We start from the raw sequence: 21281 nt of genomic DNA on the forward strand, positions 1-21281 counted from the left end.
GAGTTCACTCATGCCTCCGATCGCGGCCTGGCGAGGGCACGCTCCGAAGGCTGGCTACGCCCCCTGTACGGCTGGTCTTACGTCTCCCGACGTCGAGCTTTGCACCCCGCTACACAGCGGGCATACAACTCCGGAACAGGCCGACAGAGTTTGGGTGTCGCTACCGAAAAATTCACCGCTCGCAAGCGGGCCGCAATACCTAACATCTTGGCTTGGAAAATCAAGCTCAAAGCATCTATCGTGCCCCAAATTTTTGCCCCGGCGAGCGTCGAGATTCGACCCCGTCGGGCAGCACCTGATGGGAGTGTAACCGCATGAACAATCGTGACTACGCCCGAGTCCTCCAGGAGATCGCCCAGCTGATGGAGATCAGCGGTGAAAACCGGTTCAAAATTCGCGCCTTCGAGAACGCCACTCGCACGGTGGAGACCCTGCCCGAAGAGCTCGAAGCCGTCATGGATCGGGGCGACCTCAAAGAACTCAAAGGGATCGGCGCATCCATCGCCCAGGATCTGCTACAGATTCGCCAGCATGGCACCTGTGACATCCATCGCTCGCTGCTTGAGCGTCTGGATCCGGGGCTGCTCGATATGCTCAGAGTCCAGGGACTTGGCCCCAAGCGCATCAAACTCGTCTACCACGAGCTTGGCGTCTCCAATCTCGACGCGCTCAAAGAAGCCGCCGAGTCCGGACGTCTGCGCGAACTCAAAGGGCTGGGAGCCAAGACCGAAGAAAAAGTCCTCGCCGAGATCGAACGCCTGGCCCGCGGCGGCGACCGCACCCCGCTGCCCCAGGCACGACACGTTGCCGAATCGCTGCGCGATCAACTCGCCGCCCTCCCGCAGACCGAGCGCATCGCCATCGCCGGATCGATTCGACGCGGCCGCGAGACCATCGGCGATGTCGACCTGCTGGTATCATCCATGGACCCGGCGCCCATCCATCAAACCTTCTGCGGGCTTACCGAAGTCAAAGAGGTCCTGGTCAGCGGCGACACCAAAACGTCGGTGCGTCTGCACAACGGCATTCAGGTCGATTTACGCACGGTCAAAGACGAGGTTTTTGGCAGCGCTCTGCACTACTTCACCGGCAGCAAGGAGCACCATATCGAGCTGCGCACCCGCGCCAAACGCCAGGGCCTGCGCGTCAGCGAGTACGGGGTCTTCCGAGATGATGAGGATACTCCGATCGCCTCGCACACCGAGGAGGAGCTCTACCAGGCCCTGGGGCTTCCCTACATTCCTCCGGAACTTCGCGAGGGGCGCGGCGAAATCGAAAGCGCCGCGCGCCACGAGCTACCGGTGCTGCTACAGCCCGACCAGATCCGTGGCGATGGGCACATGCACACTACCGAAACCGACGGCCGCCACTCCATTGAGGAGATGGCTCTCGCCGCCCGGGATCTCGGCTACGAATTCATCGTCATTACCGACCACTCGCAGGCGGTGCGCGTGGCCAACGGCATGACTCCGGAGCGCTTCCGCGAGCACATGGCGCGTATCCGCGAGGCCGACGGCCGGGTCGAAGGCATCCGCATCCTGACCGGAATTGAGGTCGACATTCTCAAAGATGGTACGCTCGACATGGATCACGACCTTTTGGCCGAAGCCGACTGGGTGGTCGGCAGCATCCATAGCCACTTCAACCAGGCTCCCGATCAGATGACCGAACGCCTGCTCCGGGGCATGCGCACCGGCCTGCTCTCGTGTCTCGGGCACCCTACCGGTCGCATTCTGGGCGGCCGGGACGGGTACCGCTATGACTTCGATGCCATTGTGGAGGCCTGCGTGGAGCTGGGCGTAGCACTGGAACTCAACGGCAGCAGCGGGCGTCTGGACCTCAACGCCGAACTTGCTGAAAAAGCACACCGCCAGGGCGCCATGCTGGTGCTGGGCTCCGACGCTCATTCCACCGCGGGCCTCCACGATTTGAGTTTTGCGGTTCAGCAGGCCCGTCGCGCTGGCCTCCCCGCCGAGGCGATCCTCAACACTCTGCCGGTCGATGCCTTTCTCAAAGCCACGCGCCCCGACCTCTAACCTGTCGTCGGATTGTCCCCGGGACATTTGTGCACACCATGACGACGCGTTGTGCTGGCCCCCCGAACACTGCCCGGCCTTTTTCATGCAATGGAGCAAGCTATGACCACCATCACCTTCAAGAATTCGCCCGTCACCCTCAGCGGAGCCCCCCCCACGGTTGGCGAAAAGGCGCCAAACTTTCACGTCCATAAAAATCCCGTACAGACCCTGGCGCTCAACGAGGCCGCCGGCAAACGCGTGCTCCTGACCACGGCCCCTTCAGTCGACACCGGCGTCTGCGCCGCCCAACTGCGCGCCTTCGAGGCCCGGCTCGCCGAAGCCGGTGACGACGCGGATTTTGAGCTGTGGTTCGTGACCCGCGACCTTCCCTTTGCGCTGGAGCGCTTCGCCAAACAAAGCGGTATCAGCCACGTGAAGACCCTCTCCGACTACAAAGACCGCGATCTCGGCCAGGCCTTCGGCCTGGTCGTCGAAGAGTTGGGACTTCTGGCACGCACGGTCTTTGTCATCGACAAAGACGGCACGGTTATCTACCGCGAAATTGTCCCCGAGATCGCCACGGAACCCGACTATGACGACGCCTGGGCGATCGTCACCGGACAGTAGGCGCCGGGGACACGGCGTCACGATCACGTTGACACCCTTTGAGGGCCACGCTAGCATCGGCGGTGGCCCTCGGGCGTTTCCGCCTCTCTTGAAGTCTGCGCAGGCCTACTATGCTGGTTCGCACTCCTTCCGCGCTCATTCTCCTGACCATGATGTTGCCGGCGGCACTGCTGAGCGCTGGCTGCTCCGATACCGCCAGCGACGAGGCACGCACGATTAAAGAGCTTGAAGCTCGGGCGCAGTCCCGACCGCGTCAGGTCGAACTCTCGCTGGGCTACCTGCACCACCACGGCCCGGACTGGCCCGTAGACAACGTGCGCATCGGCGGCCCGCAAGGTCAGGAGGCCGAGCTCTCCCGCCTGCTGGTCGTCACCTCCGCCGTCGAGTTCCACCTCTGCGCTCCGACCAACACGCTGGGGGCCTGGCTCTACGAGCAGGCGATTCCCACCGCCGCCGCTCACGTCCCCAGCTCGGCCAATCGCCTGGGCACCCCTTACGTCGAAGACCTGCTCGGACCGGCACGCGCCACACGCATGGTGGGCGGGGTTGCGCCCCCGGTCGGCGACTACTGCGAGATGCACGTCCTGCTGACGCCGGCCGACGATGACATCATCAACCTCACCGACGTGCCCACCTCGGAGCTTGAGGGACACACCGCGCTCATCGAAGGCCGCTGGCGCCCCACCTCTGACTCCGACTGGCAGGGCTTTCGCTGGACCTATGCCAGACATCGCATCGCTTCCACACCTCTCTTTAACCCCAAAGATGGCAGCGCTCCCCTGGCGCTGACCTCCCCCGAACAGACCGCGCTTTTGCTCGTCGACAAAACCCTTACGACGGACGACCTTCAGGCGGCCACCTGGTCGGCAGATGGCCCGGACTTCGCTCCCGTACTCGATCGAATCATCCATGCCATCCGCCTCTACCGTTTCGATCGCCCTTCCTCTCCCTGATGATAGCCTATGAGCTCCGCTAATCACCGCGCCGATGCGGCCGACGTCAACTCCCTGGTCGCCCTCCTCCCCGTTCCCTGGGGCCTCGACGGTCTGGAACTTCTGAGCGAAGTCCACCAGGAAATCTGGGCTGAAGATCTTCAAACCACCTGGGAGGAGCCTGGCCAACGCGCACAGCTTACCCTGCGCAACGGTCACCGGGTGAAGCTCATCGTCGATGAGCCGATCCCGGAGCTGGCCGACCTGGCTCCCACCTCCAAGCACCCCTTTGCGCCGGCGGAGATCCAACAGATCGAAAACCAGACCGCCATCTGGCGCCTGGTCCTCGAGGACGTCAGCAACGATCCGCGCCGACTCGCCGCATCCTTCGCGCGCCTACTCGCCACCGGCATCGAAGCCGGCGCGCCGGCGGTCTTTCTGCCAGCCTGCGTCCAGCTTCATCCGCCGATGCTGATTCGTCACCTTTCGATGGATTTCAATCAGCCTGAAGCCATCGTCAACCTCTTCGTCAATGCCTGGAACGACGACGAATGGATGATCACCCGTGGCATGACCGTCTTCGGCCTCCCGGAATTGGAAACACGCCTGGACCAGGGACTCAACGCCGCCTACTTCCGCCTGATGGACATCGCCGCCACCATGTTTCTGCAACAGTCTCCCTTCCCAGACGGCGCCCAGCTTCAGGTAGGTCCCCAGCTCTACGAAGCCCGCACCGGTCCGCAGGGGCCGGCCGATCCCCAGGTGCCCTTCTGCGGACATCACGGCACCCTGACCATTGGCCCCCTCTCCTTTGATACTTAAAGCAGAATACACCTGCCGGATTGACACCGCCGGGCGTGGCGAGCTACCGTTGGCGCTCCACCGCTTCGGGTTTTCAGGCACCACGCTTTAGTGACATTTTGTTGGGATGACCTGCACGCTTTTGAGGGCTGTAATGACGCCAGTTTCTCGCTTCACGAGATACCTCGCCACTTTGATGCTCACTCTGCTCACGCTTCAATTCGGATGCGGTGAGGGAGGCGGCGGTGACGAAGTCGTGTACTTCCATATCTACAATGGCTACGCCGGAAGCTCGCAGATGAGCCTCTATGGACCCAGCGGTACGCTGGTCACGGGCCTGCCCTTTGGCGCGCGCACCGAGGAGCCGGTGGCCTTCGATCGCAGCCTCCCCGGGACCTTAACGCTTGTGCTCGACGGCTCGCCGGCACCCATTGAACTGCCTGCCGAAGCCTGGAGTCTCTTCCCTCACGAGACCGCCTCGCTCTTCCTGATTCGCCGGGAAGGACAGGACGCGCTGCTGCAGCTCTACCGCCACGTGCCTTCCATCTCCCAAAACTGCCGCGCAGTCTTTGGCAACGCGCTCTCCACCCCCTCGGCAAATCTGGGCCAGTACAACTACATGGTGGGCTTTGAACTCCAGAACATCAGCTTCGGCGGCTACCTGAGTAACGACCCGCGGGGCGCGGACTTCCTGAATGAGGTCGCGGCATACCCCTACTTCTTCCTGGTTCAATCGGAAGACGCCGAATCGGAAGGCGTACTGATCCCGGTCTGGGTCGGCGAAGAAGGCACCGTCGACTTCCCGCGTGTCGACTTCCAGGCCGGCACCATCACCGCCGATCCGCCGACCGTCGAAGTTCTCGAGTGCGTGGCCGACGCTCAAGGCGATCCAGAAGCCGAAGCCGAGTGCTATGAGCAAAAGTCCTACCAGGGCATTGTCTTCACGCCGGGCGTGGAATCGACCTTCATCCACTACGCTCCCGAGAGCTTTGGCAACAACCCGGGGACCTGCGACGTAGATTTCCGCATCTTCTCGGACTTCAGCAACATCTTCCAGGGCCAGCATGGCTCCGGGAGTTTTGTCGACGGCTCCATCCGCGGAAAGAGTGCCGATCACCTCTTCTGGGTCCTCTACGGCTGGCCCTACGGCGATCCCGGCCCGCAGGTAGCCAGCTGGGTCTCCAGTGCCGCCCCCGAAGATGGTGGCTCCGTGCCTCTTCCCGAGGACTATCCCGCGACGCCCTGAATTCGCGCGACTCCACAGTAAAAAGCCCCCTGGCCTTGAGGCCAGGGGGCTTTTTTGTTTTAGTCCTCCCCTAATCTGAATCGTATCGCGACGTCAGGGGACGTCGACCCCCTCACCCGTGAGGCCTTCGCTCCCCCAATGCGCCAACTTGGCGCACTCCGGAGCTCTGAGCGCCCCCACCCTAACCGATCAGTTAAATTGGCATATCGATTGCACTCTATTCCCGACATTGAGCACTCACTTTTTTTCGAGGAACGAATCATGTCCTTGATGCAAACATCTCCTGCATTGTCTCGCCCCACATGGGTTATCTGGTCATCACACGCCCTGATCCATCTTGCCGGCGTGTGCGTCATCGCGCTGCTCATGGCCATCCCCTTCTGGAGCCAACGTACCCTTTCGCTGGCAGCCCAGGCCCGGGAGGCCGGCCTCACCGAAGCGCTGCTCAGCTCCCAGGCCCTGATCCACCTGGGACTGGCAGCCTGCTTCTGGACCATGCTCGTGCTTGGCGCGCGCTGGCTCCGGGAGACCCAACGAGAGCGCCGCGAACGCGCGCTTTCCCGACGACTGGTACGCGCCCGGGGCTCGGTGATCCTGGAGACCCTGATCGTGATGCCGGTCTTTCTACTGCTGCTCTTTGGCCTGGCCCAGTTCGCCGTCATGAACATGGCCAGCATGCTGACGACAGTCGCCGCGTTTCAGGCCACCCGTACCGTGTGGCTCTGGCATGGCGAGGGTAACGACCGTGACGACACCGTCCGTAAGGCCACCATCCAGGCGGCCACCGTCGTCGCTCCCGTCATCCCGGGAGAGTACGCCGGCAGCACCACCAGCAACGCGCCGGAGCACAGCCAGAACCGGGGCATCTTCGTCGCCTCGCAGTTTCCCTGGCCGGTGGCCGACTCCGGCTACCAGGGGCGCACCATCGGCGACCGCATGGCCGACGAAATCGCCGGCACAACGCCCCCCATCGATCTGGTCGCTGGCTTTGACACCTCGGCATTCTCCCACCGCACCGTGCGCAAGCTCACGGTGGGATACGACTCCATCGACGTAAGTTACGACGAGTCCGCCGAAAGCATCACGGTGACCACCGTCTACCATCACCTCAACGTCTTCCCCCTGGTCTCTTCTCTCTTTGGCGATCTCTACGAGCGCGCCGGACGCGAAGGATACCACGTCCCCATCACCCGCAAGCTCTCCCTGCAACGCCAGCGCTCCGGCCCCGACCGCAGCAAGTTCCCCAAAGTCACCTCCTCCAACCCCGTTGCGCCCTACCTGTTCTGACGCCAACGCCGCGATACCCGGGCCCTTTCACATTCCTATCTCCTTCTGAGTTCCCGAGACCACGATGATCACTCCCTTACGCCAGTACCGCCCCCTGCTCGATGGTCCTCGCCATCTCCATGAGCAGCAGCGCGGCGCCATCGCCATCCTGGCCATGGCCGGAGCCATGATCCTCCTGCTGGCGAGCTGGACCGTGTATGACACCGGTTCCGCAGCCCAGAAAAAGATGGACGCTCAGATCGCCGCCGATACCGCCGCGCTCAGCCAGGCCACGGTCAAAGCCCGCTCCATGAACCTTCTGGCGTACGCCAACGTCACCAAGCGATCCGTCTGGGGGATTCACACCCTCTATCCTTCCTACATGTCTGCCGTCGCACAGTGGATTCACGGCGACTACAGCCTGGGCGGATTCGACTTTGAGAGCTTCACCGGCATGAACGCAATCTGCACCGCCTGCTACGCGACCTCCGGGGAAGACGGCAGCAACAACGAGCTCTGCAACCTCTGCAACTACATGAATAACAATCGTGTCATGTGGAAAAACGTGGCGTGCAAAGAAAACGATTTCGAGACCGCCTGCTCTTCCAGCGATCCAGACTCCTGGGGCGACTTCTATCGATTCTCTGGCCACGACCACAACACCGAAACCCACGAACTTATGGAGACGGAGCAAGGCTCCGAATACCCCAAACTCATCGAAACCGATCTTGAAAAGAAGCTGCGCGACGGCCGAGAGAGCGGCGCCCCCGCTCCCTACACCTTCCGCGTGGGCGAAGACCCCAGCTGGTCGAAGAACTTCTTTGGTAAGGATCTGATTGCCATCGACAACTACCAGCGCTTCATCACCGCGATCACGCCCTGGTGGGGCTGGACCGAGCAATCCCTGCGCGCGGTACGCAACGGCGCTACCCTCTCCGGCAGCTTCCCGACACCGCCCGGCGTCCTGCCCGATAGCACCCGACGCATCACCGAAACCTTGATCGACCACTTCTCCGATGCCACCCCCGTCGGCAGCGCCGAAACCATCCACAACCACAGCAGCTACGTCGACGGGCTCCCGGTACGCCCGGGCAACATCGGAACCATGAAGTCTCACCTGGCCTCCGCGGTCAGCGCCGGGAACATCTTCAACGTCCTGAAAGCCTGTCTCGACGGTGGAAACTGCGCCACCGAGAACCCCTTCCTCCTTGAGCACATGCTCAACATCGCCAGCTTCCTCCTCAACTCCGAGGGAACCGTGGTGGGCTTCTCCGGCGATGGCGCCTTAGAGTTTGCTTCCAGCGTACTTGTGCATCTACTCGGCAGTCTCGAAACCTTCCGGACCCGGGGACTTCAATTCACTCAAAACTCCATGGTGCAATCCATGGGTGCAAATCGTATCGCCGCTGAACCCTGGGAGCTTCGCCCCTTCCGCAACACCGGGGAGTGGCAACTTCAGACGTCTAACCTGGTCCTGGCAATGGTCGCTGACTTTACGTCATTCAGCATCCTTCAGGGCCGAAAAAAGTATGAACTTTTAAACTCCGACTACATGCACAACGACGCAAAATCGGTGCGCTACCGCAATCACTTTTACGCCGAATCCTTCGCCGACCGACCCACGCCGATCGATCCCACCGCGATCAACGAGAAGAACACCTACCGCGCCGCTTCAACCTGGGCGATGTCTCGCGCCGAGATCTTCCACACTGGCGCCGATGGCCCCGATCTATGGACGCCTTCGTGGACATCGCGCATGCGCCCCATCGTGATCGGAAATGAGTGGCACCTCGCCGGCTACAACATGAATCAAGTCTACCACGATACGCTTCCCTACATGGTCCTTTCTCGAACCATCGGAGCAACCGGACAATGGCCCCTTAATCAGGTCGGCGTAGACATGCTTCGCATGGAAAAGATCAGCCACTCGATGGGCCCCTCGACCATTGGAGGCCTCACAAAATGATGATTACCAAAACAACATCCCTACGCGCACTTGCGCGCGATGAGCGTGGCGTATCCATGACGGAATTTGTCATGTTTACACCGATCTTCATCGTCATCTTCATCGGAATCTATGAGCTGGGAAGGGTCTACGACGCCTCGTTGCGCGCCCGCGGCATGGCCTTCGCTCAGACGATCGAGAAGTTCCGCACCGTACAGGACGCCTCCTTCCGCGACGCACTCACCTCCAGCGGCCCGGCGCGCATGGCGGTGACGCCGGTAAGCGCCTCCATCTCCAGCACGTCCCAGCTCTTTAGCACGCCTCCCAATCAACGCGGAGGCGCACGCCTGGTCGTGGCCAATCGCGAACTCAAAGCCTTCTCTCAAACCGAGGGCCTGGGCCAGCACGGCAGCCTTGGCGAAGCCCTGGGCCGCGTCAAACTCGTGCAAGAGGCAGACGTCGAGTTCCTCGGAGTCGATGCCATCCTCGACTACGACCTGACCACACTCTTTGGCGACTCGCCGCTGGCCATGGCGCTCTTCGATGACCGCCCACAGAATGCCATCTCATCCTCGATGAACACCTCCGGCCTGCTGGGCGCCGTCGCGCAGCGCGCCAACGAAATGATCAACTCCGCCGGCGCCCGCAGCGCCATCGGCGCCAATGTGCGCTACGGGACCCTGACCGGAAGTTTCCAACAGGAGATCGAGGCTGCCGGGATGGGCAACATCCCGGTCAGCGCCTGGTACAGCGTCCTCGCACCGACCTACGCCAATGACGATGATCGTAAAAACGGTCAGATGGCTGCCGTCGCGAGCCGCATCACATTCGAAGACGCTAACTTCAAACCCTACCAGGCAATTATGAGATACAGCATGACCCCAAAACTTCCCATCTTGCCTGATGAGTACAACGTCCCCAACCCGGTGGAAGAGGACCCCGAACAATTCTTCGGAACGCCTTTCAACTATGGTGACTCCTTTTACGAATAAAGCGAAAGGCTTGCTTCCTCCTCAAAAGGCTTTTCTGCCATGAAAAACATATCCGCTCAGCGTACCGCCATCAATCTCGCCAAGACGGCCGCGGCCGGCGCAATGATTGCCGCCCTGGCCTGGGCCGTTGGGGTCTTCGACATCGATGGAAGCGTGCAAGACAGCCATGCCGATCTCCTGGACCTTCGACCGCTTAGTACCATCGATCCCGTGGAGTCGTTTGCCCGCGAACTCGCAGAACTAGGCCATCCCGAACCTCGAACCTACGAACTCAACGGCAACACGATTTACTTCTCAGTTCGCAAGACCGATGCCCCTCCCCTGCAGGTACTTCAGACCTATCAACGGCAGTTTAAAAAGGCCCGACTCAACGATCAGATCTATCTCAATCTGCAACAAGACCAGAGCGAAGCGCGCATGATCACCGCGCTCACCGGCGGACTGGTACCCCATAGCGTCGAACCCAATCACGTCACAATGGGCGGCCTGATCACCCGTGGTCGCGCCCGCAACGCCGACGATATTCGACGAGATTTTGTCAACGCCCCCGATCCCAATCTGCTCTTCCGCGGCCACCGTTGGATTGAAGCCTTTCGCGAGCCTCACCACGAACAGACAACCGTCATCGCCAGCTGGAGCGATGATGCGTTCCTCTACGGTCGCATGCTCCCCACCGAGATGCGCGTCGGATACGGGGCCGGCGCCGACGATGTCGTACCGGCCTGTCCAGGATGCGTTCGCCTTAATCGAATGCGCGACCTGAGTGGAGATAAACATCAATTCCTCTTTGAGGGAAATGTTTACACCACAAATCACAGCCCCGAGCAGATCATCGACTTCTATCAACGCGCTCTCACCGCCCGGGGATGGACCGCGCACGAAAACAATAACGTGTTTTATGATGTCCAGATCGCCGTCGACTTTGAAGGCCGCCAGACCGACGTCCTTGCGTTTAAGCGAGACGATCGCTTCATCAAACTGGTCATCTACCGTCAGGAGGGCAAGACCTATGTACACTCTTCAATGACCCCTGAGGCCGAACCAAACTAAATAAAGCCAACGACTCTCCGCTAAAATGTGAAAATTCGAACCGTTTAACCAAACACTGCAGCAAAATATAAAAGAGAGGAGCCCCATGGATCAGACACCAGAACAACAGCGTCGACGCTGGACGCCACCGACATGGTTGGCGCTGCTCGGCCTTGGCGTCGTGCTGGGTTTTACCAGCGCCTGTGGCAACGCCGCCGACCCGATGGAGGCTTCTGACGAGCCCGACGCCATTCACCAGGGATACGAACCCCTCAACCACGGACCTCGCTACTTCGAGGCTCCGGAAGGCCCCTACTTCGATGATCCCGGCTTGATCGTGGTCAACCCCGACCCGATGGAGCGCGAACCGCTGATCCTCTCAGCGGAGTCTTACTGGTTGGCCGATGACGATGTAGCAGCCTCCACGGTCAAGGCCAACACCATCAGCTTTCCCCGCGAAGGCTACGAGCACATGCGCGGCTACCGTCCCGGGCATGTCGTGCTCTCCCGTACCGCGGTCTTCCGTCGCTTCATTGAACACGTTGAACTCACCGAGACCGAGATCATCTGGCACACCCGTGACGCCGAACTCGAAGAGGTCGTGATCCACGCGGAGTTCCACTTCGACCTCCTCCCCGGTACGACCCTCCCGGAAGACTTCGACATCGTCGATACCTACCTCTTTCCGAACTTCGAGGCGCAGCGTCACGAACTCTACGAGCGTCGTCTGGTGATGCATGACATCAACCGCACGATTCAAATGCAGCAGGCCACCACCTGCGAGCTCGACACCTGCGATATCCCCTGCGACCAGTGGCAGGCCGAAGCCACCGACCCGACGGTGAACTCCGCCGCTAATTGCATCGAATGGGTGCAGAACAATCGTCAGAGCTTCGAAGACGACCCCAACACCCCCATGCTCTGCCCCAACGGCCTCTCCGACGAGCAATGCGCCGGCGTGATCTGCTCCGACCTCTGTGAGCTGGATGACGGCGAAGACGAACTCACCCCGCCCAATCCGGCCGACGACGAGGAGTTTGATACCGGCGGCGAAAAAGGCCTCGGATTCACCTTCTGCCTCAACCCCTACGAAGAAAACGAAGTTGAGAACGCGCAAGATCCCAACGACGTCTGCGATATTGCCATCGAAAAGTATGACATGTTCACCTTTTCCGGGGAGACGTCTGGGGAGTTCGGAGGAGGAAACGGAAACTATACCGCCTCCTGGACCTTCGCTCTGATCCCTCGCCTCCAGATTAGCGTGGGCATGAAGGCCGGCGTGAAAATTAAGATCTGGAAGCCCGGTCTCAAAGCCTACGCCGGGTTCTACGCCGGGTTCGGCTACGGTGCGACCGTATCCCTGCAAGCGGAATTCCAGCTTCAATACAACTGGAACAAAACCTTCGAAGTGCCCATCATCCAAAACTTCGTCGTCGTATTTGTCCCCCTGAGCGTCTACGCCTATGCAAAAATTGATGTCAATTTTCGACTCAACCTCGAAGGCGAGATCACATACAACTATTACAGAAGCCGCGCTAACTACATGTGTCTTAAGATCTGCGTGGGGAGCTGCAAGCTCTTCAGCCTGAGTTCGTCTCGCTATAAGAAAGGGGAATGGGTCGATGGCGACGACTCCGCCCAGATCGAGTGCTCTCTTCCCCATCCGGAGGAGCTTGGACTAAACGTCGATGTTCCCGGAAAGTTTGACGCGGAGATCAACGCCGAAGCCACACTCAGCGCCGGACTCGATATCGGGGTTGGCCTGCGCATCGGGCCCGATCTCACGGTTCTCTCGGATCTCGTTGACGGCGGCAGCGCAGTCGGTCTGCCCGAAGCGGGCCAGTACCACATCTTCCTCCAACCGCTGGAACTCTCGTTTCAGGCCGGCATCGTGATCGCTCCGCCACTGTGCAACTACTTCGTCGGGCTTTATCTCGGGGGCTCGGTGGGCGCCGGTCTTAACATCCCGATTGTGGGTTGGAAGTCCTTCAGTGTCCGTATCTACGGTCCGCTCACGCTCTTCCGTATAGATGATCTTCTGGACCCCAATAACAGCCTGGGGATCGGATGCGGGCAATTTGAGATCTCGGAACCCTTCGAAGTCGAACGAGTCGGCTGCTCCAATGACGCCCACTGCCTGGAAGAGGCACCCGACGGCGAACTCGCGCGATGCTTCCAGCGTGAATGCATCAAGCATGACAATGTACGTGTCAGCCTGGGCTGGCTGGCCGAGGTCGATCTCGACCTCTACATCACCAAGCCCGACGACTCCATGGTTCAGAGCCGTATGACCCAACCGGAGCTCTTCAGCCGCCAGGATTGCGGGGATACCTGCACCACCGACCCCAACGGGGCCCCCTACATCGAGAACTTCACCTTCCCCAACGATGTTGAAGGCGAGTGGACAGCCTGGGTTGTGCTCAACGAAGCGGCGGACAACGCCGACATCAATGAGATCATCTACACCATGGAAGTGGAGTTCGGGGATGGCACGATGCGCCAGACCGTGGAAGGCAGCCTCGTCCGCGAGCAGGCCAACCAGTCGGTCTTCCGCTTCTCGATCTGCAGTCCCAACGCCACAACTCCGCGTTGCCAGGATCAGGACGACCTGATCAGCGCAGATGATGACGTCCTTGGTGATGACTCCGACGAGGGGCTGGATTGTGAGCCGGAAACCGAGGCCGAACTCTGCGAGAGCTACCACCAGGGGAACGCCTGCCAGCACTACCAGGTGACCGACAGTTGCGGAGGCCTTCGCGCCGTCTCCTGCGATTGCTGATGCTCCATCGCCCCGGCAGTGCCACCTCCCCCCTCCGCACGGAAGCCCCCGGCCCGGCGGGGAGAGGCACTGGCTCGCTCGCTTTTAATCTCGCTCCGTACGCCACGGAGCCGTACATAATGGATTCTCTCATGAAGACCCCATCTCTCGCTCACGCAGGGTCGCGGCACACGCGCCGGATGCGGAGCACAAGAGCACTGATAGCCGCCATGGCCGCCGCCTGTAGCCTGGTCGCCTGTGGCACCGAAGGTGAGAACGCGCCCGCGCCCACCTCCCACGGTCAGACATTGGTGGCGGTTGCTCCCAACGGTTCGTACCTGATCTTCCGCGACCACGTGGAACTTCTTGCCGACGACATCGCCCGGCAAGCGACGTTTCACGAGGATCGCATTGAGCTCCCTCTCAACCTTCAACCGAGCCTGCCGCAGCTGGAGCGCGGCGATATCCTGGTGGCTCAGATCGCAAACGGTTACTGGCGCCACATCGAGCGTATTGAACGCGCCGGCAACCAGGTGGTGCTGCACACCCGCGATGCCGAGCTCTTTGAGCTGGTGGAGGAAGGCGATCTGCTCATTGAAGTGGGCCCCTCCGAGGAACTCGGGCAACACCGCCAGGCACTGGGCGCAACCAACGGGGGAGGTGACAACGGGGGCACCGCCCAGATCGTCCGCCCCGGCCCCTCCATGCCGCTGGTCAATGACCCGCAGCTGCTTCAGATCGAAACGCTCAGCGCCGCCACCGGTCCCCGCTATTCATTCGAGCTCAGCGAGACCAACGCAGGTCAGGTCACCACCTCCGACTACACCATTGAAGCGGTGCAGGGGCGTGTGGAAGCTAACGTTACCTTCATCTCCCGGCTGAAGATCCTCGCCGGCCGCATCGTCGAAGAAGAAACCTCGGCGCTGGCCCACGTGGATACCGACCCGCAGTGGGTGATTGAATCAACCGGCGAACGGGCCGATCGCCACGTTTACCGCCTGCATAGCACCCACGACACCGAACCGATCATCTCGATTCTTCAGCGCCGCTTCTACTTCTCGGCGGATCTGACCCTGGCCTACGATGTGCGTACCGACGGAGAGACGACCCTGACCGCCGGTTTCGTAGGCCAGGGCTACAGCTTCGCCGGCGTGCACTGCGCGAACTCCGTCTCCGGTAACCAGAACTGTCGGGCTCTGGCTCGCGAAGAGCGCTTTGAGCCTTTCTTCGCCGAAGAGCGCGAAGCCCAAACCCTGGGAGAGGGCGCGATCAACTTCAGCGCCAACCTGGGCATCAGCGCCGGACTGGTGGATTCGCCGAGCGCGACCACGGCCAGCCTCTTCACTCGCCTGGAGCCCTTCCAGGCCTCCTTCAACAGTGAAATGACGGTTCGCCCGCCCTACTGCCCGCGCTCCGGCACGCTGAGTCTGTCCGGCCGCGCTACCAAGGCGGTCTTGACCGCGCCGACACACTTCACCAGTGAGTCGCGCCAGGTCTTTGAAAACCTGGATATCGTGCGCGACAACCCGACCTGTGGCGTCTTCAACGCCCAGGGGCCGCGCTACTGCGAGCGTGCCAGCGATTGTGGCAGCGATCCCGAGATGGCCTGCTTCCGGGGCATCTGTGACTACCGCAGCCCGATGCGTGTCGTGCTGGACTGGACCTCCAGCACCGATCTGGATCTCTACGTGGAGCTTCCGGGCGGAGAGATTCTCTCGGTTGCCGAGCGTCAGGGCCCCAATGCCACGATGACCATGGTGTCCAACGGTGGCGGAGAGTGCGAAGAGTGTGGGGTGTGCGCCGGCGATCTGTTCACCGACTGTGCCGCTGAAGATCCCATCGACGGTCAGTGCCCCGCCGGTTGTTCGCTCTCCGCAAACTCCAGCAGCTGCACCGGGGGGGTAGTCCGCTGCGGCATCTTCGACGCGACAACCTGCGGAGACATCTCGGGCTGCAGCTGGGCACCGATGGGCGGCAGCCTGCCCCCTTACCTGGAGAGCGTCTCGATCGATCGCCCGACCATCAACGAACTCTATCGCATCTGGGTGATCAACAACACGGGACACCACAGCGACCGACCCGACCCCATCCGCTACGAGATCCAGATCCACGGTCTGGAGGCACAGTCCGCGGCCATCACCGGCTACATCGAAGCACATCCGGGCGCCCGCTCAGTCACGTCGATCTATCGCTACGGCGTGATCGAAGACAGCGATGAATGCATCCCGGTCTACGACAGCCAGCTCTGCGAGCAACACGGCAACGTCTGCGGAACCTTCTCGGTGGTCGATAACTGCGGGTTCACCCGTGAGAACGTCGACTGTGGCCAGTGCGACGAGGGCGTGCCCTGCGAAAACAACCAGTGCATCTGTACCGAACAGACCGACACCGAAATCTGCGCCTCTCGGGGCTACGTCTGCGGCAGCCGCACAATCGTCGACAGCTGCGGCACCGAACGCATCATCGAATGCGGCAGCTGCGACGCCGGAACCGAGTGCTCCTCGATCAATACTTGCTGCGGTATCGAAGTGGAGGGCGAGATCTGCAACGAGCCCCCCGATTATGAGCGAATTGGCTGCACCTCCAGCGAATGTGAAGAACCTCCGGCTGACCTGGGCTGCGGCCGCATTCGTCGCCGCGACAGCTGCGGCATCGACCGCGATGTCGAATGCGGTGGCTGCGACATGTTCGACGGCTGGTACTTCCTCGGCGAGTCCGAGAACGACATCGTTCAGACCTGCTCGGGCCGAAGTGTGTGTGACCACCATGTCTATGAATATCGCGACTACCGATGCGCCGGCGCCAAGTGCCAGTACAACGTCACCAATCACGAAGCCCGTCAGATCGGCTGCACCGAGTGTCCAGCCCCCTTCATCGGTCCCTGGTCCGCCTGCAATGACTTCGATGACACCTGCGACCAGAGCGGCACCCGGGACCGCACCCACTACGACTTCCGGTGCGAGCAATCCGGAAACCTGGCGGTCTACCTGGGCTCAATGACCGCAAACGCCATGGACTCCGAAGCCAACCCGGACATCGCCGCGGTGCCGGTCTCGTTCTGCGAGGGCTTCGAAGACAGCGTTGAAGAGGGGACCTGCGCACGAGACACCCAGGGCACCTTGTGCCCCGGCAACGGCGTCTGCGCCTTCGGCGAATGTCTTACCACTGACTGCCAGAATACCACCGTCAGCTGTGCGAACAGTGGCCCTCCTCGCGTCTGCGCCGAGGTCATCACCACAGGCGGATCGCCCAAAGTCTGCCTGGAGGAGGATGAATGCTACGCCGACGCCGATTGCAACCAGCTTTCCAGCGCTGCGGACCCCGAACGCGTCTGTTCGGCCGTGGGCGGCAACGATCCGACGCGCAGATGCGTCGAGCCCAACAGCAACGGCCGCACTCCCGGTGAGAGCTGCTCGAACGATAGCCAGTGCTACAACAACCATTGTCGCAACGGAGTCTGCACGATCCCCTGCACCTCCCAATTGGACTGCTCGGGCTTCAGCATGAACTGCTCGCCGGAAGTGTACGGGGATAAGGTGCTCAACGTGTGTGTCCCTCTTCCCTGATGCCACCGGGAGGGCGGCCCCCCGGCCCCCCTCCTTCTACGCAGCCCGCCGGAGCGCGGGCTGCGCTTTGCCTCTTCTTGAATGACCACGGATACGACGTATGACGCTGCAAATGACGCATCTATCGCCCGGCACCGGCGCTCCGGCGCGACTCCTTGGCGCCGTGATCTTTCTTCTCCTCACCGCCTGTGGCGGCTCGACCATTGAGGTCGACAATACACCTGATACCGGAGCCGATGAGGAAATCACCGCGATCGATCCCCAACTCCGACAACTCTCCACCGAGATTCAAAACGCCAGATGCCAGGTGACCTTTGGGTGCTGCAACACCGAGCAGCGCCTCAACGAATTTGGCATCGATTACAGCAAAGAGGAGTGCGAAGCCGGCGCGAACAGCTTCCCGGTGGAGATCGGCCTGAGCCTTCTCAACGAAGCCATCGCCCGGGGCCGCATCGAAGTTGACTGGGAGGCTGCAGAGATGTGTGTCAATGCCTTCCGCACTCAAAGCTGCTCGGCATTCACCGAGGATGATCCCATCCGGACCACCTTCCCGGGCTGCGCACAGATGATGGTCCCTCAACTCGAAGAGGGCGCTGAATGCACTCTCGATGAGGAGTGCATCACCGGCTACTGCCAGCTCAATGTGCTCGATGCAGACAGCCCCGACCGCTGTGCTCAACGCCCCCAGGAGGGCGATGATTGCTCCTCCAACCCCTGCCCCTCCGGCATGTTCTGCGACGGCTTTGAAAACATCTGTCGGCGAACCCTCCGTGCCGGTACAAGCTGCTATCGCCCCGAAGAGTGCGCGTCGCAACTCTGCCTTGAAAACGAAAACGGAGAGCTTCGCTGCGCCGATCCCCGGCCCTACTGCGGCGGCTAATACGCCACACGCCCGGCCGAATCTGTCGCAGCCCCCGCCCTCCGGCCGCGCCTACAACGCGCCCCGGAGGACGGGGCGTGTGGTACGACCTCCTCTTACCCCTTCGTCACCAAATTGACCCACCCCCGGGACGCCTTAAGTTCTAGGCGTACGAAGTCAATCCCGCCGCAGGTCGCCCGGCCGCACAGGCTGCACCCGGCCTACGTTTCGCCCGTCGCCTTTCCCGGAGGTTCGCATGTTGTGGTGGGCACTCGCATTCTTCGTTGTCGCGATCATCGCGGCAGTTCTGGGCTTTGGTACCCTGGCATCGGCTGCAGCCACGATCGCGCAGATCATCTTCTACGTTGCGCTCGCACTGCTGGTCATTTCGCTCTTCGTGTACCTCTTTCGGGGCTCGCGCAGCGCGACCATCGCTTAGCGCCGAACAACGCCAACCCAGGGCCCTCAGGTCATTCAAAAAGGGCGGCGCTATCGCGCCGCCCTTTGCTTCTCTGCGCCCAGGGAGCGGTCTTTGGGGAGTTACCTCATCTCGACCTGAACCGGCGCCGCCCAATCCTGCAGCCAGCGCCCCAGCTGCGGCTGGTCACGAAGCCTCCCCAGCTGACCGGACTTCGGCCCCGACGCAAAGAGCGGCACCATATTGGCCGAATGCGGCCCCCCCAGCTGAACCCGACGGGCGGCCTCCTGGACGATCCAGTCGTACTGAACTTGCATCATCGGCGCGCCAAACTCGCCCTGCAGCTCGCGAGCAGCAAACCCCTCGGAGTTCGCGATCTCTCCGGCAACCACCGGCAACGAGATACCGTCAAACTCGCCACCACAGGCGCGCATCACCCCACAGAAGCCCCGGTGAAAACCATAATGGTTATCGAGCACCGAGAGTGTGTGATCATGATCCGAGGTTGCGATGACCAGCGTCTGCCCGTCTTGACTCGCAAACTCCAGCGCCACCCGCACCGCTTCATCAAAATCGTAAACCTCGGCCAGCAGGCTCTCATCCCGTGTTAGCCCATGCAGGGCCCAGTCGATCTGTCCTCCTTCCACAACCAGCAAAAATCCCTGGTCCTCCGAAACAAGCTCCTCAAGAGCCGCACCGGTCATCTGCGCCAGCGTGGGGAGTTCCGCGCGACTCGACCGCTCCGAGGCTGCGGGCAGCCCTTCCTCACCAAGCAGCACCAGGTCCGGTTGCCCGGCGGCAAAGCTCGGCGGCCAAGACCGGCTCACCGCGTACTCCTGCGCACGAAGACGTTCGAGCCGTTCCCCACCGAAGAATTTCGCACCACCGCCAATGGCCAGGTCCACGCCATGCCCGCGCCCCAGGCGCTCTCCAAAGCTGACAAAATCGTCGGCGATGCGCTCTTCCTCCCCTCGAGAAGACTGGTGCGCGTAGAACGCCGCCGGCGTGGCGTGGGTAAGCGACGTGGTAGTCACCAGCCCCACGCGTTTGCCTCCGAGCGCTGCGGTGGCCATCGCCGAACGTACCGGTTGAAGCGCCCCGCCCGCCGTGGCCGGCGCCATTCCCACCACTCCGACCCGACTTCGCCGGCCACTGGCGATCGCCGTCGCTGTCGCGGCCGAATCATTGACCACCCTGTCCAGGGCATGAGTTGAGAGCAATGCGCGAGTCTCCATCCCCAGTGTTGCCAGCTCCCCTCGCCCGTACAGCCCGGCGGTCAACGTGGAGAGCCCCAGACCATCGCCCACCATCAGAATCACGTTTCGCGGTGCAATCTCTTGGGTGGGCGGCGGCTCCACCCGAGTCGGCTCGGCATGCGCCGCCGCCAGCGCCAACTCCCGCAGCGTGGCTCCAAGTTCGGCGTTATCTCGGGCCGCGACCACGCGCCGGGCTGCCGGTCCTTCGGCCAAAATCGGCACCATCACCGCTGTATGCGTTGCCGAGTAACGCCCCTTTCCATCCCAGTAGGCGCGACTCCCTACCGATAAAAAGCCGAACGAGGTCGTCAATCGCGGCTCCCTCATCTCCACCGGTCCGAAGCGCCCCGTATTCGGTAGCGCGATATGCGTCACGGTGGGAGGCAGCGGGTCCTCCACGCTCTCCGCGTCGTAGCCCGCGGGAACCGAGAGGCGATACGCATGCTCTGCGCCTCCCAACACCGAGAGATAGCGATTCGCATAGCCCGGATCCAACACACTGAGGCCCCCGGTCTCATGATCGGCGGTGGCGACCACGAGCGTATCGGAGCGCCCGCGCGCATACGTCAGGGCATGGGCCACAGCCCGATCCAGATCCAGCGTTTCGGAGACAATCCCCGGACCGTCGAGGTCATGGCCGGCCCAGTCAATCTGGGACCCCTCGACCATGAGCACGTACCCCTGCGGCGATTCCCGGTCGAGCACCTGAATCGCCACCTCAACCATCTCCTCAAGCGACATCGCGCGCTCACCGGTCGCCGCCATAGGCATATCAGAGCGATGCATCAACCCCAGCAGCCCACCCTCACCATCGACCGCGCCCCGGACCTCGTCCGCCGTACGCGCGACGGTGTACCCCTCTTGCTCAAACACTTTAAACAAGTCGCGCCCATCGGAGCGCTCCTCAAAAAAGCGCGTTCCGGCTCCCAACATCACCCGCGGCTTGTAGCGCAGATAATCCAGCGCAATGTCTTCATACTGACTACGATGGGCTCGATGGGAAGCAAACGCGGCCGGCGTCGCATGCGTAATACGACTCGTCGCCACCAAGCCGGTAGCAATCCCCGCTTGTTCCGCTGCACCAAAAAGCGTGGGAAGCTGATGGGCCGCATCGGCCTCCTGCGCCACGGTCGTGCCCGGTCGAACGGATACTCCCTCAAAATGTGTCTTGTGTCCGGTCGCCAGTGCGGTCGCCGACGCCGCCGAGTCGGTGGTCACAAACTCATGTTCGTGCGTGGTGGCAAAACCGACATGCGGCATACTCAACATCGCCAGCGGCTGGCCGCCGGCATAGGACGCCGCGGTCAACGCGGCGTGTCCCATCCCGTCTCCGATGAACACAATGATTCGGGAGGGGACCTCCTGGTAGTCGTGTCGCGCCACAACCTCGAAATCCAGGGGACTGATTGGCGCCGGCCCCTCCTGCATCAGCGACGCTCTATCGCGGCGGGATGACTCCGGCGACGAAGACTGCACCTTGGGAGTCGACTGACACGCGGCCAACAACGCCAACCCACTCCACACCACCAGACGACGGACCTTCATCACCGACCTCGCACCTGAGCTCC

General features: G+C 61.8%; 14 protein-coding genes. 13 read left to right on the forward strand and 1 reads right to left on the reverse strand.

Going from position 1 to position 21281, the window contains the following annotated elements:
• Positions 1-314 precede the first annotated feature (314 nt).
• From polX to DL240_RS02045, 13 genes are all read left to right on the forward strand, one after another.
• Complete coding sequence (gene polX / locus DL240_RS01985; protein ID WP_111728177.1) at positions 315-2036, forward strand: DNA polymerase/3'-5' exonuclease PolX; 1722 nt, start codon at positions 315-317, stop codon at positions 2034-2036.
• A gap of 102 nt (positions 2037-2138) precedes the next feature.
• A complete protein-coding gene (tpx, locus tag DL240_RS01990; protein ID WP_199589701.1) occupies positions 2139-2645 on the forward strand; it encodes a thiol peroxidase in 507 nt (168 codons plus the stop codon).
• Between the two features lie 110 nt (positions 2646-2755).
• Positions 2756-3598: a hypothetical protein gene (locus DL240_RS01995; protein ID WP_111728179.1), complete on the forward strand. Its 843-nt coding sequence runs from the start codon at positions 2756-2758 to the stop codon at positions 3596-3598.
• A 9-nt stretch (positions 3599-3607) separates the two neighbouring features.
• On the forward strand, positions 3608-4399 hold the full coding sequence (locus DL240_RS02000) for a hypothetical protein (protein WP_111728180.1): 792 nt from the start codon (positions 3608-3610) through the stop codon (positions 4397-4399).
• Between the two features lie 175 nt (positions 4400-4574).
• A complete protein-coding gene (locus DL240_RS02005; RefSeq protein ID WP_111728181.1) occupies positions 4575-5624 on the forward strand; it encodes a hypothetical protein in 1050 nt (349 codons plus the stop codon).
• Positions 5625-5885: 261 nt separating this feature from the next.
• Positions 5886-6911, forward strand: coding sequence for a TadE/TadG family type IV pilus assembly protein (locus DL240_RS02010; protein WP_158542291.1), 1026 nt, complete (start codon positions 5886-5888; stop codon positions 6909-6911).
• 64 nt (positions 6912-6975) lie between these two features.
• Positions 6976-8856 (forward strand): Tad domain-containing protein, encoded by a 1881-nt coding sequence (locus tag DL240_RS02015; RefSeq protein WP_111728183.1) that lies wholly within the window; start codon positions 6976-6978, stop codon positions 8854-8856.
• A 56-nt stretch (positions 8857-8912) separates the two neighbouring features.
• Positions 8913-9827 carry a pilus assembly protein gene (locus DL240_RS02020; RefSeq protein WP_111728184.1) on the forward strand — a complete coding sequence of 305 codons (915 nt, stop codon included), beginning with the start codon at positions 8913-8915 and terminating at the stop codon, positions 9825-9827.
• Between the two features lie 39 nt (positions 9828-9866).
• A complete protein-coding gene (locus tag DL240_RS02025) occupies positions 9867-10877 on the forward strand; it encodes a hypothetical protein (protein ID WP_111728185.1) in 1011 nt (336 codons plus the stop codon).
• Positions 10878-10962: 85 nt separating this feature from the next.
• Positions 10963-13635, forward strand: a complete 2673-nt coding sequence (locus DL240_RS02030; RefSeq protein ID WP_146618051.1) for a hypothetical protein — start codon at positions 10963-10965, stop codon at positions 13633-13635.
• A 209-nt stretch (positions 13636-13844) separates the two neighbouring features.
• Positions 13845-17180 carry a hypothetical protein gene (locus DL240_RS02035; protein WP_111728187.1) on the forward strand — a complete coding sequence of 1112 codons (3336 nt, stop codon included), beginning with the start codon at positions 13845-13847 and terminating at the stop codon, positions 17178-17180.
• 100 nt (positions 17181-17280) lie between these two features.
• Complete coding sequence (locus DL240_RS02040; RefSeq protein WP_111728188.1) at positions 17281-18060, forward strand: hypothetical protein; 780 nt, start codon at positions 17281-17283, stop codon at positions 18058-18060.
• Between the two features lie 235 nt (positions 18061-18295).
• On the forward strand, positions 18296-18478 hold the full coding sequence (locus DL240_RS02045; protein ID WP_111728189.1) for a DUF1328 domain-containing protein: 183 nt from the start codon (positions 18296-18298) through the stop codon (positions 18476-18478).
• A 101-nt stretch (positions 18479-18579) separates the two neighbouring features.
• Here the strand turns inward: DL240_RS02045 and DL240_RS02050 are convergent, their stop codons facing one another.
• Positions 18580-21258, reverse strand: coding sequence for an alkaline phosphatase (locus DL240_RS02050; RefSeq protein ID WP_158542292.1), 2679 nt, complete (start codon positions 21256-21258; stop codon positions 18580-18582).
• Positions 21259-21281 lie beyond the last annotated feature (23 nt).

The sequence above is a fragment of the Lujinxingia litoralis genome, assembly GCF_003260125.1.
GTDB classification, from domain to species: Bacteria; Myxococcota_A; Bradymonadia; order Bradymonadales; family Bradymonadaceae; genus Lujinxingia; species Lujinxingia litoralis.